Origin of the sequence: Devosia chinhatensis (assembly GCF_000969445.1) — a bacterium.
In the GTDB taxonomy this organism is placed as follows: Bacteria; Pseudomonadota; Alphaproteobacteria; order Rhizobiales; family Devosiaceae; genus Devosia; species Devosia chinhatensis.
This window is the reverse complement of sequence record NZ_JZEY01000054.1, coordinates 717,203-739,548: the sequence shown is the minus strand read 5'-3', so window position 1 is coordinate 739,548 and position 22,346 is coordinate 717,203. Positions and strand designations below refer to the sequence as shown.

19 protein-coding genes are annotated in these 22,346 nt (G+C 62.3%); 16 read left to right on the top strand and 3 right to left on the bottom strand.

The window, feature by feature from the left end:
* The first annotated feature begins 31 nt into the window (after positions 1 to 31).
* From VE26_RS03610 to VE26_RS03560, 11 genes are all read left to right on the top strand, one after another.
* Complete coding sequence (locus VE26_RS03610; protein WP_046103794.1) at positions 32 to 1,249, top strand: ROK family transcriptional regulator; 1,218 nt, start codon at positions 32 to 34, stop codon at positions 1,247 to 1,249.
* 12 nt (positions 1,250 to 1,261) lie between these two features.
* Positions 1,262 to 1,903, top strand: a complete 642-nt coding sequence (locus VE26_RS03605) for a ThuA domain-containing protein (protein ID WP_046103793.1) — start codon at positions 1,262 to 1,264, stop codon at positions 1,901 to 1,903.
* Positions 1,904 to 1,930: 27 nt separating this feature from the next.
* Positions 1,931 to 3,019 (top strand): ABC transporter ATP-binding protein, encoded by a 1,089-nt coding sequence (locus VE26_RS03600; RefSeq protein ID WP_046103792.1) that lies wholly within the window; start codon positions 1,931 to 1,933, stop codon positions 3,017 to 3,019.
* 90 nt (positions 3,020 to 3,109) lie between these two features.
* The gene (locus VE26_RS03595) at positions 3,110 to 4,039 is read left to right on the top strand and encodes an ArsR/SmtB family transcription factor (protein ID WP_046103791.1); all 930 of its coding nucleotides are present in this window, start codon (positions 3,110 to 3,112) and stop codon (positions 4,037 to 4,039) included.
* Positions 4,040 to 4,156: 117 nt separating this feature from the next.
* Positions 4,157 to 5,668, top strand: a complete 1,512-nt coding sequence (gene arfA, locus VE26_RS03590) for an arabinosylfuranosidase ArfA (RefSeq protein ID WP_046104978.1) — start codon at positions 4,157 to 4,159, stop codon at positions 5,666 to 5,668.
* Positions 5,669 to 5,947: 279 nt separating this feature from the next.
* Positions 5,948 to 7,819, top strand: coding sequence for an ABC transporter substrate-binding protein (locus VE26_RS03585; protein ID WP_052715816.1), 1,872 nt, complete (start codon positions 5,948 to 5,950; stop codon positions 7,817 to 7,819).
* 213 nt (positions 7,820 to 8,032) lie between these two features.
* Positions 8,033 to 9,037, top strand: coding sequence for an ABC transporter permease (locus VE26_RS03580; RefSeq protein ID WP_046103790.1), 1,005 nt, complete (start codon positions 8,033 to 8,035; stop codon positions 9,035 to 9,037).
* A gap of 3 nt (positions 9,038 to 9,040) precedes the next feature.
* Positions 9,041 to 9,898: an ABC transporter permease gene (locus VE26_RS03575; protein WP_046103789.1), complete on the top strand. Its 858-nt coding sequence runs from the start codon at positions 9,041 to 9,043 to the stop codon at positions 9,896 to 9,898.
* A 3-nt stretch (positions 9,899 to 9,901) separates the two neighbouring features.
* Positions 9,902 to 10,957 (top strand): ABC transporter ATP-binding protein, encoded by a 1,056-nt coding sequence (locus VE26_RS03570; RefSeq protein ID WP_046103788.1) that lies wholly within the window; start codon positions 9,902 to 9,904, stop codon positions 10,955 to 10,957.
* Entirely contained in the window at positions 10,954 to 11,874 is a 921-nt protein-coding gene (locus VE26_RS03565) for an ABC transporter ATP-binding protein (RefSeq protein WP_046103787.1), read from the top strand. The genes VE26_RS03570 and VE26_RS03565 overlap by 4 nt, the downstream gene beginning before the upstream one ends.
* Positions 11,871 to 12,812, top strand: a complete 942-nt coding sequence (locus VE26_RS03560; RefSeq protein ID WP_046103786.1) for a family 43 glycosylhydrolase — start codon at positions 11,871 to 11,873, stop codon at positions 12,810 to 12,812. Before VE26_RS03565 ends, VE26_RS03560 begins: the two co-directional genes overlap by 4 nt.
* Positions 12,813 to 12,822: 10 nt before the next feature.
* Here VE26_RS03560 and VE26_RS16985 read toward each other — a convergent pair whose 3' ends face one another.
* Complete coding sequence (locus VE26_RS16985) at positions 12,823 to 14,148, bottom strand: sensor histidine kinase (RefSeq protein ID WP_342018403.1); 1,326 nt, start codon at positions 14,146 to 14,148, stop codon at positions 12,823 to 12,825.
* Between VE26_RS16985 and VE26_RS18680 the strand changes: the two genes are divergently transcribed.
* A complete protein-coding gene (locus tag VE26_RS18680) occupies positions 14,107 to 14,235 on the top strand; it encodes a hypothetical protein (RefSeq protein ID WP_280136884.1) in 129 nt (42 codons plus the stop codon). The genes VE26_RS16985 and VE26_RS18680 overlap by 42 nt on opposite strands.
* Positions 14,236 to 14,457: 222 nt before the next feature.
* On the opposite strand, the gene VE26_RS03550 is transcribed toward VE26_RS18680, so the two are convergent.
* Both VE26_RS03550 and VE26_RS03545 read right to left on the bottom strand, forming a co-directional pair.
* Positions 14,458 to 14,946 carry a group III truncated hemoglobin gene (locus VE26_RS03550; RefSeq protein WP_244465618.1) on the bottom strand — a complete coding sequence of 163 codons (489 nt, stop codon included), beginning with the start codon at positions 14,944 to 14,946 and terminating at the stop codon, positions 14,458 to 14,460.
* Entirely contained in the window at positions 14,933 to 15,544 is a 612-nt protein-coding gene (locus VE26_RS03545) for a helix-turn-helix transcriptional regulator (protein ID WP_244465617.1), read from the bottom strand. The genes VE26_RS03550 and VE26_RS03545 overlap by 14 nt, the downstream gene beginning before the upstream one ends.
* A 150-nt stretch (positions 15,545 to 15,694) precedes the next feature.
* On the opposite strand from VE26_RS03545, the gene VE26_RS03540 reads away from it, so the two are divergent.
* The 4 genes from VE26_RS03540 (at position 15,695) to VE26_RS03525 (ending at position 22,328) form a co-directional block, all read left to right on the top strand.
* Positions 15,695 to 16,297, top strand: a complete 603-nt coding sequence (locus tag VE26_RS03540) for a superoxide dismutase (RefSeq protein WP_046103784.1) — start codon at positions 15,695 to 15,697, stop codon at positions 16,295 to 16,297.
* Positions 16,298 to 16,413: 116 nt separating this feature from the next.
* Positions 16,414 to 16,953, top strand: a complete 540-nt coding sequence (locus VE26_RS03535; protein WP_046103783.1) for a flavin reductase family protein — start codon at positions 16,414 to 16,416, stop codon at positions 16,951 to 16,953.
* 85 nt (positions 16,954 to 17,038) lie between these two features.
* Positions 17,039 to 17,317 (top strand): DUF6894 family protein, encoded by a 279-nt coding sequence (locus VE26_RS03530; protein WP_052715642.1) that lies wholly within the window; start codon positions 17,039 to 17,041, stop codon positions 17,315 to 17,317.
* Positions 17,318 to 17,654: 337 nt separating this feature from the next.
* Positions 17,655 to 22,328: an NAD-glutamate dehydrogenase gene (locus VE26_RS03525; protein ID WP_046103782.1), complete on the top strand. Its 4,674-nt coding sequence runs from the start codon at positions 17,655 to 17,657 to the stop codon at positions 22,326 to 22,328.
* Positions 22,329 to 22,346: the final 18 nt, after the last annotated feature.

The following is a 22,346-nucleotide window of genomic DNA, read 5'->3' as shown; positions in this document are numbered from 1 at the left end:
CGGCACAGCCGTTCAAGGAGGAATCGAAGCGTTGGGCGTCAAGGTTGCCGATCCGCTGCTGATGCGGGAAATCAACAAGTACCATGTGCTGGAAACCATCCGGTGCCATGGACAGATTTCGCGCGTCGAGATTTCCGAACGCACCCTGCTTAGCGGCACAACCGTTTCCGCCATTACCGGCGCACTCATCGAAGAGGGGCTGATCCAAGCCATCCACACGCCGATCAACGGTGACAGCTCACGCGGCCGCCCTCGCGTGCTTCTCGGCCTTGTGCAGGACGCCGCCTATGTGCTGGGCGTCAAGATCTCCGAGCTGCTCACCACCGTTACCCTGGTCGACTTCCGCGGCGAGGTCGTATCCTCGTTACAATTGCCGATCCGCATGTCTCGGCAACCTGCGGAAGTCATCGTGGACCTTTTAGAGGATGCGATGGGGGAATGCGTCGCCGGCAGTGGTGTAGATCACAAACGCATCAAAGGCATCGGCATAGGTGTGCCGGGCCTTGTCGATCCTCGCTCGGGCAAAAGCTATTCGAGTTCTGTCTTCGGCGAGCGGGAAATCCCGATCGGCACACTGCTGTCAGAGCGAACGGGACTGCCCGTCAAGCTGGAAAAGCCGGCCAATCTCCTTGCGCTAGCGGAAAGCTGGTTCGGCTATGCACAGAGTGAAAAAACCTTTGCCGTGGTTGCCCTGGACCAGACTGCGAGCCTGGGTCTGTGGCTGGAGGCAGATCTGCATCGCGGCGCGAGCACATTGGGCCCGACTTTTGGTCACGTCAAAGTGGAGATCGAAGGCCTCGCGTGCGATTGCGGGCAGAAGGGGTGCCTCAATGCCTATATCAGCCATTCCGCGCTTCGCACCCAAGCTGCGTCTGCCTTGGGACCTGACTTCCTGACCCAGCCCCTCGCCCGCACGGACATGCCGGCTGCACTGGCTTCAGCGGCGGATGCGGGCGACGAAAACGCCAGGCGCCTCATTGATGAACAAGGCAAGAAGCTCGGTATCGCGATTTCGCACATCATCAATCTGATCAACCCGGAAAAACTCATCATCGCGATGGAATCAGCCCGCTATTGCGAGCTCATTGCGCCAGGCCTCAAGGCCGCGGCCGCCGCACATTCTTTCAGGGCACATTTTGCTAGCACCGAGCTAATCTTCCACACCCTGGACGACCAGCTTTGGGCCCGCGGCGCTGCCGCCCTGATGTTGCGCGACATCTATAGCGCGCCCTGGACACCGGCATATTAGGAGGAATTGCCCATGACCAAGACAGCCCTGATCGTGTGGGGAGGATGGGACGGCCATACGCCCGAACAAAGTGCGCGCATCGTGGCCGACATGCTGGAAAGGCACGACTTTTCGGTCGATATCGAGCCGACCACCGAAGCGTTCGCGGACGAAAAACTTGGCGCCTACGACCTGATCGTACCGGCAATTACCATGTCTCGCATCGAGAAGGAGGAATTGACCAACCTTCTTGCCGCTATTCGGGCAGGCACGGGCCTTGCCGGATTTCACGGCCTCATGTGCGATAGCTTCCGCAACGAACCCGATTACCAGTTCATGACGGGCGGCCAATGGGTCGCGCATCCGGGCAACATCATCGACTACGATGTGAAGATCACCTCGGACGATCCGATCGTCGCCGGAATTGGTGATTTCCCCTATCGCTCTGAGCAGTACTACATGCACTTCGATCCGAGTGTCGACGTGCTGGCGACAACTACGTTCAGCGGCGAATATTTCGACGAGATCGAGGGCGTCGTGATGCCCGTGGTGTGGAAGCGGCGCTTTGGCAAGGGGCGCGTTTTTTACTCGTCTCTCGGTCACGTCGCCGACGAATTCGCGGTGCCGCAAATGCGCACCATATTCGAACGCGGCGCCCTCTGGGCGTCGCGCTGAACGTCAACCATCGGCAAGGAGGAGACGATGGCAGATCTGAAGTTGCGAGGCATCAACAAGAATTTCGGGGCGGTGCAGGTTATCCATGACATTGACCTGGACATCGGCAACGGGGAATTCGTGGTCTTCGTCGGACCGTCCGGCTGCGGAAAGTCCACATTGCTGCGGACGATTTCCGGGCTCGAGGAGCCTAGTTCGGGCCAGGTTCTGATCGGTGGGGAGGACGTGACTGATTACGACCCATCCGAGCGGGGCGTCGCTATGGTGTTTCAGTCCTACGCTCTCTATCCGCATATGAGCGTTGAGCAAAACCTTGGCTTTGGCCTGCGCATGGGCGGCATGCCGCGCGATCAGGTTGCCGCTCGCGTGATGGAGGCGGCGCGCATCCTGGAGCTGACCGAACTGCTCGAGCGCAAGCCCCGGCAGCTCTCCGGCGGACAACGGCAGCGCGTCGCGATCGGCCGTGCCATCGTCCGCCAACCCAAGGCATTCCTTTTCGACGAACCTCTGTCCAACCTTGACGCCGAGTTACGCGTGCAGATGCGCATCGAGATTGCCAAGCTTCATCAACAGCTTGGCGCGACGATGGTGTATGTGACCCATGACCAGGTCGAAGCCATGACGCTGGCCGACCGCATCGTCGTGCTGCGTGCGGGCCGCATCGAGCAACAGGGCAGTCCGATCGAACTCTACGATAATCCGGACAACCTGTTCGTGGCTGGCTTTATCGGTTCTCCCCGGATGAACTTTCTTGCCGGAAAGATCACGGCCATCAACGGGCAGGAGATGACCGTGGCGCTGGATCAGTTCGAGGGTGATGCCCTGTCCGTCACACGTCGCGGTCAGAACGGCGCCGTGGGCCAAAAGGTTAGTGTCGGCATTCGCCCTGAGCATTTTGCCGATGCGACGCTTGGAGGCGCTACCCTCACGGCGAAGGCGCAGGTTGTCGAGCAATTGGGCGGCGTTTCCTTTATCTATGCCACCGGACGAGACGGCGAAAGCAAGGTAACGATCCAGCAAAAGGGGCATTCCCGAATTCCTGATGGCGCGCCAATCACGGTGTCCATCGAACCGGGAATGACGCTGGCCTTCGATGAAAGCGGGCTGAGACTCTAGGGGATTTTATGGCTGAACGGGCCAGGGTTGATTGGTTCAGGTTTCGTGATACACAATCCGGAACCGCTAAATGTCTTTGTGTACCAATCCATGAGCCGTAATTTTCTGGTCATCGACCCCGAGGAGGGGCTCGAGGTCCTCAAGGGCCTTGCGTCTGCCATCCGCGTTAAAATGCTCAAGCTGCTTCATACGGAAGGGCCGCTCAATGGCAATGACATTGCCGAGCGGCTCGGCCTGCCGCAGTCGACCGTGTCTACAAACTTGCAGATCCTTGAAGGCGCGGGCCTGATCCGGACCGAAACCCAGAAGGCGCGCAAGGGCAACCAGAAGATTTGCCACTCCACGTTCGACGAAGTGCTGGTGATGTTCAAGGAAGACATCAAGCCGCTGCGGTCCAACACCATCGAGGTGGCGATGCCCCTGGGGCTTTATACCAGTTGCGAGGTTTCGGCGCCGTGCGGGCTTTGCTCGGTCGACGGGATCATCGGCCTGCTGGATGTGCCCAACACGTTCCTCGACCCCGACCGGATGAAGGCGGGGCTGATCTGGTTCACTCGCGGATTTCTCGAATACCAGTTCCCCAACAATGCCAAGCTGGCGCAGAACACTATAGAGACCATGGAATTCGCGTTGGAACTGAGCTCGGAGGTGCCTGGGACCTCGGCGGATTGGCCCAGCGACATTACGCTTTCGGTCAATGGCACAGAAATCGGCACCTGGATGTCGACTGGCGATTACGGGGACAAGCGCGGCGTCTATACGCCTGATTGGTGGAAGCTCAAGGGCAGCCAGTATGGAAAGCTCAAGAGCTGGCGCGTCACCAATGACGGCACCTATGTGGACGGGATGAAAATCTCGCCAGTTTCGCTGGCTGATCTGGACCTGGCCAACCACCACTCGATCCGCCTGCGGATCGCGGTCAAGGATGACGCCAAGCATCCGGGCGGCATCAATATTTTCGGCCGCGGCTTTGGAAATTACGATCAGGACATCATTCTGCGGCTGGAAACCGCCTCTTGAGGCGATATGGAGCAGCCTGCTCAAAAATCATACAATAAGGCCTTGCGCGTCTCCGAGGGCGCCGCTAAAACACGTTAACTGATACAAATCAGAAAAACGGAATTAGTGGAGGACGCGGTGAAGGCGACCGTTATCGCGAATAAGGACTATACGATTTCCCAAATCGACGACCGTGTCTACGGGGCGTTTCTCGAGCATCTGGGCCGTGCGGTGTATGAGGGCATTTACGAGCCCGATCATCCAAGCGCGGACAAGGACGGAATGCGCGGCGACGTCGTCGAGCTGGTCAAAAAGCTCAATGTACCGGTGGTGCGCTACCCCGGGGGCAATTTCGTTTCGGCCTATAACTGGGAAGACGGCATCGGCCCGCGTGAGGAGCGCCCGACCCGCCTGGATCTTGCCTGGCACACGTCCGAGAGCAATGCCGTGGGCATCCACGAGTTCGCCGATTGGTGCGCCACTGTGGGCACCGAGATGATGCTGGCGGTCAACCTGGGTTCGCGCGGCGTCGACGATGCCCGCAATTTTCTCGAATATGTCAATCATCCGGGCGGCTCCTACTGGAGCGACCTGCGCATCAAGAACGGCCGCAAAGAGCCGTGGAATGTGAAGATGTGGTGCCTGGGCAACGAGATGGACGGCCCCTGGCAGGTTGGCCACAAGGATGCCGACGAATATGGCAAGCTCGCCGCCAACACGGCCCGCGCCATGCGCATGTTCGACAAGTCGCTCGAGCTGATCGTCTGCGGTTCATCACATATGGACATGCCCAGCTTCCCTGACTGGGAACGGATCGTGCTCGAGCATACCTACGAACATGTCGACCACATCAGCCTCCATATGTATTTCGCCAATCGCGACGACAATACACCCAATTACCTGGGCCTCAGCCACAAGCTCGATCGCTACATCGAGACCGTTGCCGCGACGATCAAGCAGGTAAAGGCCAAGAAGAAGTCCAAGAAGGATATCTACATTTCCTTCGACGAATGGAATGTCTGGTACCATTCCAACAAGAAGGATCGCGAGATCCTCGATGGCAATAGTGGCTGGCCGCATGCCCCTGGCCTGCTCGAGGACATCTATAATTTCGAAGACGTGCTGATGGTGGGGCTGATCCTCAACACCTTCATCCGCCGCTCCGACGTGGTGAAGATTGCCTGTATCGCCCAGCTGGTGAACGTCATCGCCCCGATCATGACGGAAAAGGGCGGCCCAGCCTGGGCGCAGACCATCTATTACCCCTACTATTTCGCATCGGTTTTCGGCCGCGGCACGGCCTTGCAGCTGATCACCAGCTCCCCGGGATACGAAACGACTCATGCCGCAGACACCCCGTTCGTCGACGTTTCGGGCGTCCACAACGAAGAGGACGGCACGCTGAGCTTCTTCCTCGTCAATCGCCATACCAGCGAGAGCATCGAGACCGAAGTCAGCCTGCAGGGCTTTGCCGGCGGCACAATCATCGACCACCAGGTCATGACCCATCCGGATCTCAAGGCCGTCAACACGGCCGGCAAGCAGGACGAAGTGGCGCCGCGAAAGGGTGAGGGCGCAAAAATCGCCGAGGGTAAACTCACCGTGACCGCCCCCCCCTATTCCTACCAGATGGTTCGCGTCAAACTGTGACACCGACGTCTCATCAAGGCGCCACACGTTAACAGACTGTTATCGCTGACCTTCGCCTGATGGGCAAAAAGGGCACATCCGCGAGGATGTGCCCTTCTGCATTTCATATCATGTTATTGGATTTACATCATAAAGCACATTGACACCGGGTATTGGGTGGTTAAGTATGACTTATCGCGGGGCATAAGCACCGCAAGATTGAGCGCAGAGCTCATCAATGGGAGGACATCGATGGATAGACGCAGTTTCCTGATTGGCACCAGTGCCGTCGGCGCCATCATGGCAGCCGGCAACGGCCTCGCCATGGCGCAGGACGCCGGAACAGCGCCAGACCTGGCACAGTTTCCGCGTAACGAGACACTCATCATTCACAATCCGGAAGGCGTGATCCGCAATCCGGCCTGGTTCAATAACTGGGTTATCGGCTCGGGCGCCGGCCTGTCGAACGGCCTGCATAACCTGACCACCGATACGTTCTGGTTCATCGATCCCAATGCCGGCATCGAGGGCGCCAGCGAGAACGCCATCTACAATTCTCTCGCCGATGACCTCTGGCAGTATAACGAGGACTTCACGGAAATGACCGTGAAGCTCAAGCAGGGAATCTACTGGAGCGACGGCAACGAGTTCACCGCGGACGACGTGGTCTTCACGGTCGAAAAGCACAAGGCAACGCCGGGTCTCGCTCAGAACGGCGCCTATAATGCCCAGGTCGAAACGGTCGAAGCTGTCGATCCCTACACCGTCCGCTTCACGCTCAAGGGCCCCAATTCCCGCTTCCACACGCTGTTCGCCATCCGCTGGGGCGGCGCCTGGATCATGTCCAAGGCCCATTTCGAGAATGTCGAAGACATCCTGGCTTTCAACAACGACCCCCCGGTCAGCCTTGGGCCCTATACGCTTCACTCCTTCGACCCCAACGGCACCTGGTATATCTGGCAGCGCCGCGAGGACTGGCAGCGCACCGCCCTGGGCATGATCGGCGAACCCAAGCCGAAATTCATCATCTACCGCAACAATATCTCGCCCGATGCGCGCCTCATCGAAATGCGCAACGGCAATCTGGACATGGTGCACGACCTGTCGCCCGAAGCGACATTCTCGGTCCTGCAGCAGGACCCGCAGGTCACCGGCTGGTTCCCGGGCTTCCCCTATGCCCATCCCGATCCGACGCTCGTCATGGCTATCTTCAATCTCAAGAAGCCGCTGTTCGAAGACAAGCGCGTGCGCTGGGCTCTCGCCCTCATGCTCGATGCCCGCGCCATGTCGATGGCGTCCTATCGCGGTGCGGCGACGCTCTCGGCCATCTCGGTTCCGCCCACCGGTACGCATCCGCGCGACTACCATGCGCCGCTGCAGGAATTCCTCACCAATTACGAGATCGACACCGGCTCGCGGACCATCAAGCCATACGATCCCGACGTGGGTATCCAGATCGCGGACATGGTGCGTGGCCAGTTCCCCGATGCGCCGACGGACGAAACCGATATCCGCAACGCCTTCGGCTATGGCTGGTGGAAGCAGGATATCCAGGCGGCGGAAGAACTGCTCACCTCGGCAGGCTTCACCAAGAACGGCAACCAGTGGATGATGCCGGACGGCCAGCCGTTCCGCTTCAGCGTCATGGTGCCCACCGATGGCGTCGTCAACCGCCTGGGCTCGATCATCGCCCAGCTGTGGTCGCAGAACGGCATCGGCGCCGAGCTGGAAGCGGCTTCGGATACCTGGGATCGCCAGCGCGTCGGCAATTACGACGTCAACATCTCCTGGGCCGTGGAATCGTGGGGCGGTCACCCCGACCTCAGCTTCTTCCTCGACAGCTACCATTCGGAATATATCCGGCCGCTGGGCGAGTCCCAGCCGGACCGCAACTGGATGCGCTGGGAAGATCCGCGGCTTGACGAGATCATCGAGAAGGTCCGCGCGAGCGACTTCAACGACCCGGTGGGCATCGAATATGGCCATGAATTCGTGAAGCTGCATCTCGAGGAGATGCCGAACATTCCGATCATGTCCTACAACGTGTTCTCGGTGCAGTCGAACCGCTACTGGACGGGCTGGCCCAGCATCAACAACCCGTATGCGAACCCGGTGACGAACTGGTCGAATGGCCGCTTCATCTTCACCCAGATCACGCCTGTGGAAAGCTAAACCTCTCCTCCCTGGCGGTCCGGCCCACGGGCCGGGCCGCTTGGAGACCATATTCATGCCTGCCCCCCGCCCAAGTCGCGTGCGGAGCTCACGCTCCTCCCGGGGAAGCAGACACAAGGCGGAGCGCGGCCATTCCTGTCGCCGCAGACGCGCCTTGACCGGTTCATTCTCTCGCCGGGCCCCAAACGAGAGAGACGCGCGCTAGGAGCTCTGATGCGGGGTTATCTGTGGTTTGTGGGCAAGCGTTTGCTGCAATTGCTCGCCGTCATCTTTTGCGGGATCTCCGCAACCTTTATCGTGACCCATCTGTCGCCGATCGATCCGGTAGAACAGGTGCTCGGGCGCCTGTCCGGCCGATCGAACCTGCCCCCCGCCGCTATCGAGGCCACGCGACAGGCGCTGACGGAAATGTACGGCACCAATGAGCCGATCCTGCAGCAATATATCAATTTCTGGCTGCGCCTGGTGCGCGGCGACCTGGGCCCGTCGCTGCTGGCCTTCCCGACGCCGGCCATGGAACTGGTATGGCGCGCCATGCCGTGGACGCTGGGCCTTCTGGTCACCTCGACCCTCTTCACCTTCATCATCGGCAATCTCATGGGCGCGCTGGCCGGCTACAATCCGAACAATCGCTTCTTCAAGGCGTTCGGCATCTTCTCCATGAGCATCCAGCCGATCCCCTATTACATCGTCGCCTTCATCCTTCTGATCGTGTTCGCCTATTTCATCCCGATCTTCCCGGCATCGGGCGGGTTTGCCATGGATGTGCGACCGGGCCTCACCTGGCCGTTCATCTCCTCGGTGCTGCAGCATGCCGTGCTGCCGGGCGTGTCGCTGGTGCTGGTCGGGTTCGGCGGCTGGTTCCTGGGCATGCGGGCGCTGGTCAGCAATGTCGTGACCGAGGACTATGTGACCTATGCCGAACTGGCAGGCGTCGACAAAAAGACGATCGTGGGCGGCTATGTGATCCGCAACGCCACCCTGCCCCAGCTGACGGCTCTGGCCATGGCGCTGGGTGGCGTCTTCTCGGGCACCGTGATTACCGAACAGGTCTTCAACTATCCCGGCATCGGCACGCTGCTGATCGACGCGGTGAACTGGGGCGATTATTCGCTGGTGCTGGCGGTCTCCACCGTCTCGATTACGGCCGTGGCCGCCGCGATCTTCATCGTGGACCTGCTCTATCCCCTTCTCGATCCTCGCGTGCGTGCGGAGTAAGCCATGTTTTCCGTCCTGCGCGATCTCATTCGCTACAATATCGAATTCGCCATCGGCCTGGTGCTGGTCACCATCGTCGTCATCTTCGCGGCGCTCAGCCTGTTCTCGCCGGTCGATCCGACGCTGATCTACATGGCGCCACCCGACCAGCCGCCGTCCATGCAATATTGGTTCGGCACCAATTCGCGCGGCCAGGACCTGTTCTGGCAGCTGTCGGCCGCGTTCCGGAACAGCCTGATCTTCGGCATTACCGTGGCCGTCATCAGCCGCGTGATCTCCATCGCCATCGGCCTTGCCTCGGGCTATATCGGGGGCTGGGTCGACCGCGTGCTGATGTTCATCAACGACATCTTCGTGGCGATCCCGATCTTCCCCATCCTGGTGCTGTTCTACTTCGTGCTGCGCAACGATCTCGACAGCTTCCGGCTGGCACTGATCATGGCCTGTTTCGGCTGGCCGTTCGATGCGCGCCTCATCCGCTCGGTGGCGCTTGGGCTCAAGCATCGTGAATTCACCCGCCACGCGGTCTTTGCCGGCATGAGCACCCGCAAGGTGCTGCTCGAAGAACACCTGCCCTATGTCATGCCCATCGTGTTCTCGACCTTCATGAACAACATGCTGTGGTCGATCGGGCTGGAAGTGACGCTGGCGGTGCTGGGCTTCACCAATCTCAACAACCCGACCATCGGCACGGTGCTCTACTGGGCCAATTCACACTCGGCCATGGTGGTGGGCATATGGTGGTGGCTGGCCATACCGGTGGTGCTGATCATCATGACCTTCCTCGGCCTGTTCCTGCTGGCCATTTCGATGAACGAATATATTGACCCGCGCAGCCGCTTGCGCCGCATGGGAGCCTGATCCATGACCCAGGATATCAAGCACGACAACCAGCAGGACGACCTGCTCAGGGTCGAGGGCCTCAAGGCCTATTACCAGATGGCCTATTTCGGCGTGGACCGCGAAGTGCGGGCCGTCGACGGCATCACCATGAGCATCAAGAAGGGCGAGATCTACGGCATTGCCGGGGAGAGCTCGTCGGGCAAGACCAGCTTCATCAAGGTGCTGGCCGCCGCCATGCGGCCACCGCTGCGGATCGTGGACGGTTCGGTGAAGTACAACTTCAAAAACGGGCCGCTCGACATCGCCACGGCCACCGAAAAGCAGATCGAATCGGTCCGCTGGAGCCATCTCAGCTACATCATGCAGGGCTCGATGAGCGTCTTGAACCCGGTGCGCCGGATCGGCAAGACCTTTCACGATTTCGCCTCCAAGCCGATGGGACTGACGGGCAAGGCGTTCGAGGACCGCGTGGTGCAGCATCTGGCGCGGCTGAAACTGCCGGCAGACGTCCTCAAGGCCTATCCGCACGAGCTTTCGGGCGGCATGCGCCAGCGCGTGACCATCGGGCTGGCGACGGTGTGTCACCCCGAATTCGTCATTGCCGACGAGCCGACCACAGCGCTGGACGTCGTGGTGCAGAAGGAAGTTCTGAGCCTCATCCGCGACATCCAGAAGGAAATGAATTCCTCGGTGGTGTTCGTGACCCATGACATGAGCGTGCATGCCAATGTCACCGACCGGGTGGGGATCATCTATGCCGGGCGGCTGGTGGAGGAAGGCCCGACGCGGCAGATGTTTTTCACGCCCAAGCATCCCTATACGGCCCATCTCGTGGCCAGCCTGCCGCGCATCGGGGACACACAGCAGCGCCCTGCCCTCGAGGGACGGCCGCCGAACCTGTCCGATCCGCCGAAAGGGTGCCGGTTCCATCCGCGCTGTCCGCTGGCGGTGGACAAGTGCCGCACGGAGGCGCCGCCCATGGAAGTGGTCGGCCCCGGCCATCGCAGCGCCTGCTGGCGCTGGAAGGACGTTGAGCCCCTGGTCAATTCGGCAGCCCCGGCAGGAGTGATAGCATGAGCACGCTGCTAGACGTTCGCGACGTATCCAAGCGCTTCACCATGGGCGGGCTGTTCGGCCGCAAGGTGGTGGAGGCGGTCTCCAACGCCAGTTTCTCGCTGTCGGCCGAGAAGCCCGAAATCTTCACCATTATCGGGGAATCCGGTTCCGGCAAGACGACGCTGGCGCGGATGATCCTCGGGCTGGAAGATGTGACGGAAGGCGAGATCCTTTTCCGGGGTGAAAAGGTGGATCGCCATGCCGGGCGCGAGGCACGGCTCAAGTTCATGGGCAATGTGCAGCCGGTATTCCAGAACCCGTTCGAAGCCTTCAATCCGCTCAAGAAAATCGAACGCTATCTCGAAAGCACCGCGCGGCGGTTTCTCCATACCAATGACAAGGCCGTCATCGACAAGGCGATGGACGAGGCCCTGCAGAAGGTGGGGCTCAGTCTCAAGGAAGTGCGCGGGCGGTTTCCGCACGAGATGAGCGGCGGGCAATTGCAGCGCTGCGCCATTGCGCGGGCGCTGATCCCCAATCCGCCGCTGCTGATCGCGGACGAGCCGGTATCGATGGTGGATGCGAGCCTGCGCATGAGCATCGTCAATCTGCTCAAGAGCCTGCGCGACGATCTGGGCGTGTCGGTGATCTACATCACCCACGACCTCGCCACGGCCTATTACATCTCCAACCGGCTGATCATCATGCAGCGCGGGCGGATCGTGGAAATGGGCGATGCGCGGACGGTGCTCGACAATCCCGAGCATCCCTATTCGCGCCTGCTCAAGGGCTCGGTCCTGTCCACCGACGATGCCGGCGCGGGCAAGCTGGAAACGCAGCCGGAAATGGTCAAGCTCGCCAACGACATGGTCGGCAAGCCGGGCAAACTCGTTGACCGGCCCGATGGCCGCAGTGTCAGGGTGTATGAAACAGCATGAGCGCGCCGATCTATCGTGATCCCATCCAGGATGGGGCTGCCGATCCCGTGGTCGTCCGCAAGGAAGGCACGGACGAATGGTGGATGTTCTACACCAATCGCCGGGCGCAGATGGACGAGCCGGGCTTTGGCTGGATCCATGGTTCGCCGATCGGGATCGCAGTGTCCAAGGATGGCGGCGGAAGCTGGACCTATCGCGGGACGGTGAAAGGGCTGGATGCACCGGGCGATGAGGGGCTCAACACCCATTGGGCGCCGGAAATCCTCTGGGCGGAGGGGCAATATCACATGTTCCTCAGCTATATCACCGGCACGCCAACCCACTGGAAAGTGGCGCGGACCATCACGCATTTCACCAGTCCAGATCTCGAAAACTGGACGCGCGTCGGCCCGCTCAAGCTTTCGAGCAGCAATTGCATCGACGCTTGCGTGTTCAGAAGCCCGGATGGGACGTGGCGGCTCTGGTACAAGGACGAAGGCCAAGGCTCGAGCACCTGGAGCGCCACCAGCCCCGACATGATGACCTGGACGCTGGAAGGCCTGGTGCTGCCGGGCTCTCCCGATGCGCCGCCGCACGAGGGCCCGAACGTCTTCGAGATGGGCGGCTATTACTGGCTGATCACCGACGAATGGCGCGGCCAGGCGGTCTATCGCTCTGACGACACGATCAACTGGACCCGGCAGGGGCTGGTCGGCGAGGCGCCGGGCAGCGATCCGATGGACAAAAGGTTCGTGCGCCATGCCGACGTCGTGGTCAACGGCGACCATGCCGCGCTGTATTATTTCACCCATTGCGAATGGGACGAACTGGGCCAGCCCGAGGGGCCGCCGGATGTCGCGGCGCGACGGACGGCGATCCACCAGGCGCGGCTGACAGTCGTCGACGGTGTGCTGCTATTCGAGCGCGATGTGCCGGCGGGGCTTGCCCTGCTGAAATGAGCGGGTGACGCTAGGCTTCGGCCGGCAGCTCCTGGGTGCTGTCGGTGCGGGTTTTGCCGCGAAGCTGGTAGCGGACGCCATCGGGGTGATAGTGCGTTTTCCCGGTGCCCTCAAAATATGAAGCGACGATCCTGTCATTCAATTTCGTGCCGAAGCCTGAGGCGGTTGGAAGAGTGACAGGGGGTCCTTTGCTTTCCACCCAGAGAAACTCAAAGCTCTGATCGGGACCGACGCTCCAGCGCAGCGAGATATGGCCATCCCCGGTTTTGAGCGCGCCATATTTCGCCGCGTTGGTCGATAGCTCATAAATGGCCAGAGACAATCCTATTGCCTGCTGAGCAGAGATCGGAATTGTGGGTCCGTCTATGGTCACCCGGCGATCGTCATCGATGTGAGGCGCGATGGCCTCCCGAACCACTTCCGCGAAATCGGTGTCGCCCGTCCCTCCGGTGATCAAGGCTTGCGTTCGTGCCAAGGCCTGAATGCGAGAGGCGGTGATTTCGCGTGCCTGTTCCAATGTCTTTGCATTGCGCAAGCTTGCCGCCACCACAGCATTTATCACCGCCATGATGTTCTTGACGCGGTGCGCCATCTCCATTTGCAGGACGTGCTGCTGTTCTTCGGCACGCTTGCGCTGCGTTACGTCGGTGAAGACCGATGCAATACGGTCGCCGTCCAGCCGCTGGATGCGGTTCTCGAACCACCGCCCGCCTGCGGCCTGGGTGTTGACATGCAATGCAGGCTCGCCGGTGCGGAGCACGTCGCGAATGGCGGGAAGTATCTCGCCGTGCAGACCGGGCAGGAGTTCACCAAGCTGGAGCCCGAGCAACGCATCTGCATCCAGCCCGGTCAGCTGTCCAAAGGCCGGATTGACCTCTTCGAACTGGATATCCGCGACGTCTCCAGAGTTGTCGCGAACTGCCTGGGCAACATAATAGCCTTCCTGCATATCGGCGAAGAGGCGACGGTACTTGAGTTCCGAAACCCCCACGGAAATCTCGCGCTCGACGACAAGAGCGAGGCTTTCGAGCACCTTGCGATCGTGCTGGGTCCAGATGCGCGGCCTGGTGTCGATGGCAGCCAAGGCACCGACAAGTTCCCCTGTCGGCAGTCTGATCGGCACGCCCAGATAGGCCTGGACGCCCAGATCGGCGATCGCGTGATTTCGGCTGACAAGTTCATGGACACTGGCATCAGTGACCTCGAGCGCCTCGCCGCGCTGCACGACGTATTGGCAGAACGAATGAGACATGGGCGTTTCGCCCAGGCTGTCCCAGGGAGCGGGAAGCCCGCAATGACCGGCGAATACCTGCCGGTCCTCATCGACAATGGAGATGATCGCGACAGGTACGCGCAGCGCAACGCGCACGTGCTCGGTCAGGTGGTTAAACTGCTCACGCCCCGACCCGTCAAGCAGGCCTGATTTTCTTATAGCGGAGATCCTGTCGGACCCCCTCCGTGGTGCCTTATCCAACTCGCAGTGACTGGCTCAAGCGCCAGCCCTCCCTGGATACAGCAACGCTGTTCACCCGCAACATTCGCTCTCGCATTCCTTGACGCTGAACGGGAACGGCCGGGGGAAGGATTGGATGCAAATTTTACTGATGAAATTTCCCTATGCTTCCAAAAGGATGCCGGCGCTGGCCTATTCCGGTTTCCAGATCGGGTCGGCCTCTCGCTTGAGCGGGCCCATTTGGGTGATGTCGTCGCCCCGCCGCATATAGATGTTCATGCGGAAGGAATTGCCGATCCGCTCGGAGCGCTCGATGAACAGCGCGGCGATGTCGGGCGGACAGAGCTCGGTGACGGTCTCGCGGAAGAGGCGCAGCCAGCGCATGAAATGGGCGTCTGAGAGCTCAGGAATGCCCATATGCTTGGGCATGGGACGACCATCGTAGCGCCGGGTACCGAGCAGCATGGAGCTCCAGAAATCGGCAATCTTCGTGAGATGGGCAGGCCATTCCGCATCAGGGATGACACGGTTGAAGACCGGGCCGACGATGTCGTCGCGCCGCGCCGCGTCGTAGAAGGCGGCGACGACCGACCCGATCAGGGCCTCGTCGAGGCCCGCAGGGGTTTCCCAGCCGATGCGGGTGAGACGGGTGCCGACTTGCGGGCGATCAGGCTGGGACATTGTCGAGCGCTCGAATGGAATAGGTGCAGCGGCGACCGCCGCTGACGATGTGGTCCTGCCGCTCCACCGCCACATCAGGGCCCAGAACGGCGCGAAACACGTCCAGCTCGGCACGGCAGAAGCCCTGGCAGGCGGTTGCGGCCGCGCAGATCGGACAGTGATTTTCGATCAGCAGCAGCGAGCCGTCTTCCTGCTCGGTGAAGGCGGCCATGTACCCTTCCTGGCAGCGCAAATCGGCGAGGGCAGCCACGCGGGCGCGCAGATCGGGCGCCGGAGCGACAGCAGCCTCGTAGGCCCGGCGGGTTTCGGCCTCGCGCACGGCGATGATGCGATCAAGCGCGGCTTCGCCCAATTGGCTGCGCACGATGTCGAGCAGCTGCACGGTAAGCGCTGCATGGGTATCGGGGAAGCGGGCCTGGGCCCTCTCGGTCAGGCTCCAGCGCTGGGTGGGGCGGCCAACGCCAGCGGACTGGCTTTGCGACTGAACCAGGCCCTCCTCGGCCAGGCGCACCAATTGCTGGCGCGCCGCCTCGCCCGACGTACCCAGCTTTTCGCCCAAAGCCGCCGAGGACAAGGCACCATGCATCTTGAGCGCCATGAGAATGCGCTCCGCCGGGTTGCGAGGCGACCAGGCGAGGTTTTCCAAGCCGGAACTTGACATATCTGCCGAAAGGGTTTTCAAAGTCATCACTTGGAAATTAAACAATCCGGTCTCCCCTGTCCACCCCGTCCCGAAAGGAGCGACATCATGACCTTCACCCTTCCCGCCCTGCCCTATTCCGCCGCAGCACTTGCCGATCGCGGCATGAGCCAGGAAACGCTCGAGCTGCATCACGACAAGCATCACCAGGCCTATGTGACCGCGCTCAACGGGTTCGTGGACAAGAATGCCGACCTGCAGGGCAAGTCGCTCGAAGAGATCGTGGCCTTCGCCAATGGCAAGCCGGATCTGGCGCCGGTGTTCAACAATGCCGGGCAGCATTGGAACCACGTGCATTTCTGGCAGGCCCTGTCGCCCGAAGGCGGCAAGCTGCCGGGTCGGCTGGAAGCCAAGATCATCGAGGATTTCGGCTCGGTCGACGCGTTCAAGGACAGCTTCAAGACCGCCGCGACCACGCAGTTCGGCTCCGGCTGGGCCTGGCTGGTGCTGGGTGATGACGGCAAGCTGAAGACCACCAAGACCCCGAACGGCTCGAACCCGCTGGCGACCGGCGAGGGCAAGGTGCTGCTGGGCCTCGATGTGTGGGAGCATTCCTATTATGTCGACTTCCGCAATCGCCGCCCGGACTATGTCAGCAACTTCCTCGACAAGCTGGCCAATTACGAATTTGCCGAAGCCAATCTCGGCTGATTTTGCTCGAGGCGGGGGCATCCAGCGCCCTCGCCTCACGCTTTCCAGACGTCTTTTTCAAAAAATCCGCGCAAAGCCGTTTGCGCGAGAAGCCACGATACGCGATGACTTTGCCTATGCCTGAATTCGATCTTCCCGACAGCATGGCCATGCGGCCGCTGCGCCACCCCACGGTGAGCGACGCGGAATTTCGCGCGGCCATGGCGGGGTTCGCGTCGAGCGTGCATGTGGTCACCGCCCAGCGCGGCGCTGAACGGATCGGGCGCACCGCGACGTCAGTGCTGTCGCTTTCCGCGCAGCCGCCGGCGATCCTGGTGTCGATCGACATCGTCAGCCGGCTGGCCGACATCATCGCCAAGACCGGCTGCTTTTCGCTCGCGACCCTGGCCGATGACCAGCAGGCCATCGGCGATGCCTTTGCCGGCAAGGTGGACCCGCGCGAGCGCTTCGACATCGGCAAGTGGGACGCCTGGCCCTCCGGCCAACCGCATCTGCGCGGCGCCGTGACCGTGCTCGATTGCGAGGTGATCGGAGCGATGGAAACCGGCAGCCATGTGCTGTTTGCCGGCGCCATCATCGAGGCGGAAACCGATACGTCGCGCCGGCCGTTGCTCTGGCATCGCCATGCCTATGCCGGCCTCAACGGGGTCGACTAACGCCCTGCCCGGTGCCACACTGAAACGATTGAGGCGGCAGCTTTTGCGGCCCTGCGACGTTTCACCCGGCCCACGGGACAGTCTGATGCCACGCTACTTCTTTCACTATCGCACCGATGATGGCCTGATCCGCGACGAAACCGGCAGCGATCTCGCCAACCTCGACGCCGCCGAACAAAAGGCCGCCGAGCTGGGGCGCGCGATCATTGACCGTGTCGCCGGCGAAGGGGGCGAAATGAACGCTCCGCGCTCCATCGAAATCACCGACGCGAGCGGGCATGACCTGTTGTATGTGGTGTTCTGGGCCGGACCGAAAGTGGGCGATGGCGGCGCAACGCCGATCGAACCGGCGCGCCTGCACTAGGGTGCGGCGCAACCACCAAGACGCTAGAAGAAAGACCCCGCATGTGTCGTCACCACGAAGCCCAGGACGAGGGCTGCGGCGAGAGCGGCATAGGACGCGTATTGGGACAGCTTCGGCATAAATGCACCTGCGTTTGAACCTCGCTAAAGACTACCACGTCACTAGAGTTTAACAAGAGGTAAACGCCCCACGGATGGGCTGGTCCGGAAACGCTTTGCCCAATTGTGACGATTTCATGAAATGGTGTGCTGCTATCCCAAGACCAAAGTCGGTAGGAGTCGGTGGGAAAGCGTCACCTTCCCGGCCTAAAGTGGGGAGCGAGTCGAAGGAGCCCCGAATGGCCGAAATACTGGATCAACGCTTTGCACACGAAGTCGCGCGGGCAGCGGAGGGCAAGGCGAGCCTGGAGCGGTTCCTGAAAGCAGCGATTGCCGCCATCGACCCCGATGACCTGGTCCGGCAGGCTCCCCAGACGCTGGTCAGCGCGCTGTGCCGCAGCCATGAGCGCCTGCTGGAGGGGCCTCTCGACCAGACCCGCATCTATGCCAGCCCGGCGCAGGCGCCGGGCGAAGCGCTGGTGCTCGACATCATCTGCCCGGACATGCCGTTCATCGTCGACAGCGCCCTCGCCGCACTCCGCAGCATGGGCGGGGCGATCCGCCTCTTCGCCCATCCGGTGCTGCACGTTTCGGGTGGCGAAGTGCGCCATGAGGACGGGGCGGCGATCAGCGTGCTGCATATCCACAGCGATCCGGTGGGCGACATCGCAGCGCTCGAAGCCGAATTGCAGGCGACGCTGACCGCGGTGGCGCAGGCCACGCAGGACTGGCAGCCGATGCTCGAACGGGTCGGCCGCGCCATGGAAGGGCTCCAAACGCTGCCCGCCCGGAGCGGGGGCGAGGCGCTGGCCTTTCTCGAATGGCTCCTGGCGCACAATTTCACATTTCTGGGCCTGCGCGACTATGTGCTGGAAAACGGCGCGCTCAGCCCGGTTGCCGGGTCGGGTCTCGGCATCCTGCGCGACGACAGCGTGCGCGTGCTGCGCAGCGGTCCCGATTTCGTCGAGAGCACGCCGCAATTGGTGGCCTTCACCGAAGGCAACGAGCCGCTCCTCGTGACCAAGGCCAATATGCGGGCGCGCGTCCATCGCCGCACCCATATGGATTATGTGGGCATCAAGCTGTTCAGCGCCGACGGGATCGCCAAGGGCGAGTTGCGGGTCGTGGGACTTTATACGGCACAGGCGCAGGCCGCGCCGCATACGGACGTGCCGATCATCCGCCGCAAGATCGCCGAGGTGATGCGGGGTTCGGGCGTCGATCCCTTGGGGCATGCCGGCCGGACGCTGCTGGGCGCGCTCGATGCCTATCCGCGCGACGAGCTGTTCCAGATCGGCACGCCCCAGCTGGCCGAATTTGCCGAAGCCATTGCGGGCCTCTACGACCGGCCGCGCGTCCGCGTGCTGCCGCGCATCGACCGGTTCGACAATTTCGTCTCCATTCTCGTCTATGTGCCGCGCGAGCGTTATGACGGAGCGGTACGGGCGCGGATCACGCGCTATCTGGCAGACGCCTATGATGGGCGCGTCTCGGCGTTCTACCCGAATTTCCCCGAAGGCGAGCTGGTGCGCCTGCACGTCATTATCGGGCGCAATGGCGGGCCAACGCCGCAGCCCGAACGGCGGGTGCTGGAGGCCGATGTCGAGGCGCTGACGCGCGATTTCTCCGACATGCTGGTGGCGGCGGCCCCCGAGCCGGGCGCGATCAGCGACTGGCGTGCGGCGTTTTCTCCGGCCTATCAGAGCCGCAATTCGGTTGCCGAAGCGCTGCGGGACATCGACGTATTCCGCGAATTGTCGGCCGGCGAGGTGGGGCTGCGCCTGGGCCTGCCGCGCGATGCGGGCGGCGGGGTGAGCCTCAAGGTCTATCACCATGGCAGCGCCATTCCGCTCAGCGACCGGGTGCCGGTGCTGGAGGATTTCGGCTTCCGCGTCATCGACGAGCAGACCTATACGGTGGTGCCGCGCGACGGGGCCGAACGCTATCTGCATGACATGGTGCTCGACCTCAACGGGCTGAGCCAGGACGAGGTGCTGTCGCGCGCCGCCAGTATCGAGGCGGGCCTATTGGCCGTGTGGCAGAGCCGCGCGGAAACCGACCAGCTCAACAGCCTCGTCACCATTGCCGGGCTCGACTGGCACCAGGCGAGCTTTCTGCGGGCGCTGTCGCGCTATCTGCGGCAGGTGGGCATTTCCTATTCCCAGCGCTATGTAGCGCGGGTGCTGGTGACCCAGAACGCCGCCGCCAAGGCGCTGGTGGCGCTGTTCGACGCGCTGCACGATCCGGCACTAGCCGACATTCCCGAGCGGGCCGAGGCGGCACGAGCCGCCATTGCGGCCGAGCTGGAGCGGATCACCTCGCTCGATGAAGACACGATCGTGCGGCGGTTCCAGAACCTGATCGAGGCGGCGCTGCGCACCAATGCCTTCCAGCGCGATGCGGATGGCGAGCGGCGCCCGGCGCTGGCCATCAAGTTCGACAGCGCGCGGATCGAGGGCATGGCCGAGCCCCGGCCCTATCGCGAGATTTCGGTTTATGCACCGCGCGTCGAGGGCATCCATCTGCGGTTCGGCGCCATTGCCCGTGGGGGCATCAGGTGGTCGGACCGGCCCGAGGATTTCCGCACCGAAGTGCTGGGGCTGGTCAAGGCGCAGCAGGTCAAGAATGCGGTGATCGTGCCGGTCGGGGCCAAGGGCGGTTTCGTCCCCAAGCGGCTGAGCGCCGGCATGCCGCGCGACGCGTTCATGGAGGAAGGCACCGAGAGCTACAAGATTTTCATCGGCGCGCTGCTGGACGTTACTGACAACCTGGTTGAGGGCATTGTGGTGCCGCCGGCGCAGGTGGTGCGGCGCGATGGCGACGACCCCTATCTCGTGGTGGCGGCGGACAAGGGCACGGCGCGCTTTTCCGATATCGCGAATGCTATTGCCACCGGTCGCGGTTTCTGGCTGGGCGACGCCTTCGCCTCGGGCGGATCGGCGGGATATGACCACAAGCAGATGGGCATTACCGCGCGCGGTGGCTGGGAAGCGGTCAAGCGGCATTTCCGCGAGATGGATCGCCACATCCAGCGCGAGCCCGTGAGCGTCGTGGGCGTAGGCGACATGAGCGGGGACGTGTTCGGCAATGGCATGCTGTTGTCCGAGCAGATCCGGCTGGTGGCGGCCTTTGACCACCGCGACATCTTCATCGACCCCGAGCCCGATGCGGCCAAGAGCTTTACCGAGCGGCAGCGTCTCTTCGCCTTGCCCCGCTCGAGCTGGCAGGATTATGACAGGAGCCTGATCTCGCGCGGTGGCGGAGTGTTTTCGCGGGCGGCGAAATCGGTATCGCTGTCGCCCGAAATGCGGGCGGCTTTGCAGCTCGACAAGGAGGTGGCCACGCCCAACGAGATCATGCGCGCCATCCTGGCCGCGCCGGTGGACCTGCTCTGGTTCGGCGGCATCGGCACCTATATCCGCGCGGCCGAGGAAGAGGACAGCGCCGTGGGCGACCGTGCCAACGACGCCATCCGCATCCGTGCCGGCGATGTGCGGGCCAAGGTGATCGGGGAAGGCGCCAATCTGGGCGTAACGCAAAAGGGCCGCATCGCCTTTGCACTGCAAGGCGGGCGCATCAACAGCGACGCCATCGACAACTCGGCCGGGGTCAATTCCTCCGACCTCGAGGTCAACATCAAGATCGCGCTGTCGCCGCTGGTCTTATCGGGCGCGCTGGGAGAGGAAGAGCGAAATGCGTTCCTTGCAGGCATGACGCCGGAAGTGGCGGCACTCTGCCTGCGCAACAATTACCTCCAGACGCTGGCCCTGTCGCTGGCCGAGCGGGCAGGCCTTGCCGAACTGCCGGATCATAGGGCGCTGATCGAGGCGCTGGAAGATCGCGGGCTTTTGGACCGGAAAGTCGAATTCCTGCCCAGCAACGCCGTGCTGGAGGCGCGTGCCGCCGAGGGCAAGGCGCTGACGCGGCCGGAACTGGCGGTGATCCTGGCCTATGCCAAGCTGACGGTGTTCGACGATCTGCTGGCGGGCACGGCCATCGACGATCCCTATCTGGGGGGCGAATTATTCCGCTATTTCCCCGAGACGCTGCACGAAACCTATCCCGACGCCGTTGAGCAGCACCGTCTCCGGCGGGAAATCATCGCGACCGTCCTGGCCAATGCCATGATCAATTCGGGTGGACCGGCCTATGTCAGCGAATTGACGGCGGCGACCAGCGCCAGTGCGGGTGAAGTCGCGCTGGCCTATGCGGCCGTGCGTGACGCATATGGTCTGGCGCCGATGCTGGACGGGCTCGACGCGCTGGACGGCAAAGTGCCTGGAGCGGCACAGCTGGCGCTTTATGGGCAGGTCGAGGCGCTGCTACGCCAGGAAACATTGTGGTTCCTGCGCAATACCGCCATTCGCGAGGGGCTGGGGGAGCTGGTGGCGCGGCACCGGAGCGGCGTCGAGCAATTGCGCCTGGCCGACGACCTGCTGCCAATCGAGCAGAAGGCGGAATTGCAGGCCCGCATCGACGATCTGGAACGGATGGGGCTGTCGCGCGCCCTGGCGGAGAGGATCGGCGAGTTGCCCTTCATTGGTCATAGCAGCGACATTGTGCTGGTGGCCGAGCGCGCCGCGACCAGTGTGGAGGCGGCAGCCCGGGCCTATTTCGGCATTGCCGGGCTGTTCGACCTGTTCCGCGTGATCGAGGGCGGACGCAGCATCGTGCTGAGCGACCGGTTCGACCGCATGGCGCTCGACCGGGCCATGGCCAATGTCATGCGGGCGCTGCGCGACCTGGCAGCGGATGCGCTGGCAGCCGGTTCCGTCGACGCCTTCGTGGCGCAACGGGATATCGAGGTCAGCCGGACGGTGGCGTCGGTGCGCGACCTCACCGAAGGCGGGCTCAGCCTGTCGCGGCTCAACGTCGCTGCGGGGCTGTTATCGGACCTGGCGCGGGAGACCTGAGGCAGAACCCGTTTCTGC

Bases quoted from the DNA above. Each gene is read 5' to 3' on its own strand.
- VE26_RS03605 (WP_046103793.1), top strand. From the start codon at position 1,262: ATGACCAAGACAGCCCTGATCGTGTGGGGAGGATGGGACGGCCATACG.
- VE26_RS03600 (WP_046103792.1), top strand. From the start codon at position 1,931: ATGGCAGATCTGAAGTTGCGAGGCATCAACAAGAATTTCGGGGCGGTG.
- VE26_RS03595 (WP_046103791.1), top strand. From the start codon at position 3,110: ATGAGCCGTAATTTTCTGGTCATCGACCCCGAGGAGGGGCTCGAGGTC.
- VE26_RS03585 (WP_052715816.1), top strand. From the start codon at position 5,948: ATGGCAGCCGGCAACGGCCTCGCCATGGCGCAGGACGCCGGAACAGCG.
- VE26_RS03580 (WP_046103790.1), top strand. From the start codon at position 8,033: ATGCGGGGTTATCTGTGGTTTGTGGGCAAGCGTTTGCTGCAATTGCTC.
- VE26_RS03575 (WP_046103789.1), top strand. From the start codon at position 9,041: ATGTTTTCCGTCCTGCGCGATCTCATTCGCTACAATATCGAATTCGCC.
- VE26_RS03570 (WP_046103788.1), top strand. From the start codon at position 9,902: ATGACCCAGGATATCAAGCACGACAACCAGCAGGACGACCTGCTCAGG.
- VE26_RS03565 (WP_046103787.1), top strand. From the start codon at position 10,954: ATGAGCACGCTGCTAGACGTTCGCGACGTATCCAAGCGCTTCACCATG.
- VE26_RS03560 (WP_046103786.1), top strand. From the start codon at position 11,871: ATGAGCGCGCCGATCTATCGTGATCCCATCCAGGATGGGGCTGCCGAT.
- VE26_RS18680 (WP_280136884.1), top strand. From the start codon at position 14,107: ATGACCGGCGAATACCTGCCGGTCCTCATCGACAATGGAGATGATCGC.
- VE26_RS03550 (WP_244465618.1), bottom strand. From the start codon at position 14,946: ATGTCCCAGCCTGATCGCCCGCAAGTCGGCACCCGTCTCACCCGCATC.
- VE26_RS03545 (WP_244465617.1), bottom strand. From the start codon at position 15,544: ATGGCGCTCAAGATGCATGGTGCCTTGTCCTCGGCGGCTTTGGGCGAA.
- VE26_RS03540 (WP_046103784.1), top strand. From the start codon at position 15,695: ATGACCTTCACCCTTCCCGCCCTGCCCTATTCCGCCGCAGCACTTGCC.
- VE26_RS03535 (WP_046103783.1), top strand. From the start codon at position 16,414: ATGCCTGAATTCGATCTTCCCGACAGCATGGCCATGCGGCCGCTGCGC.
- VE26_RS03530 (WP_052715642.1), top strand. From the start codon at position 17,039: ATGCCACGCTACTTCTTTCACTATCGCACCGATGATGGCCTGATCCGC.
- VE26_RS03525 (WP_046103782.1), top strand. From the start codon at position 17,655: ATGGCCGAAATACTGGATCAACGCTTTGCACACGAAGTCGCGCGGGCA.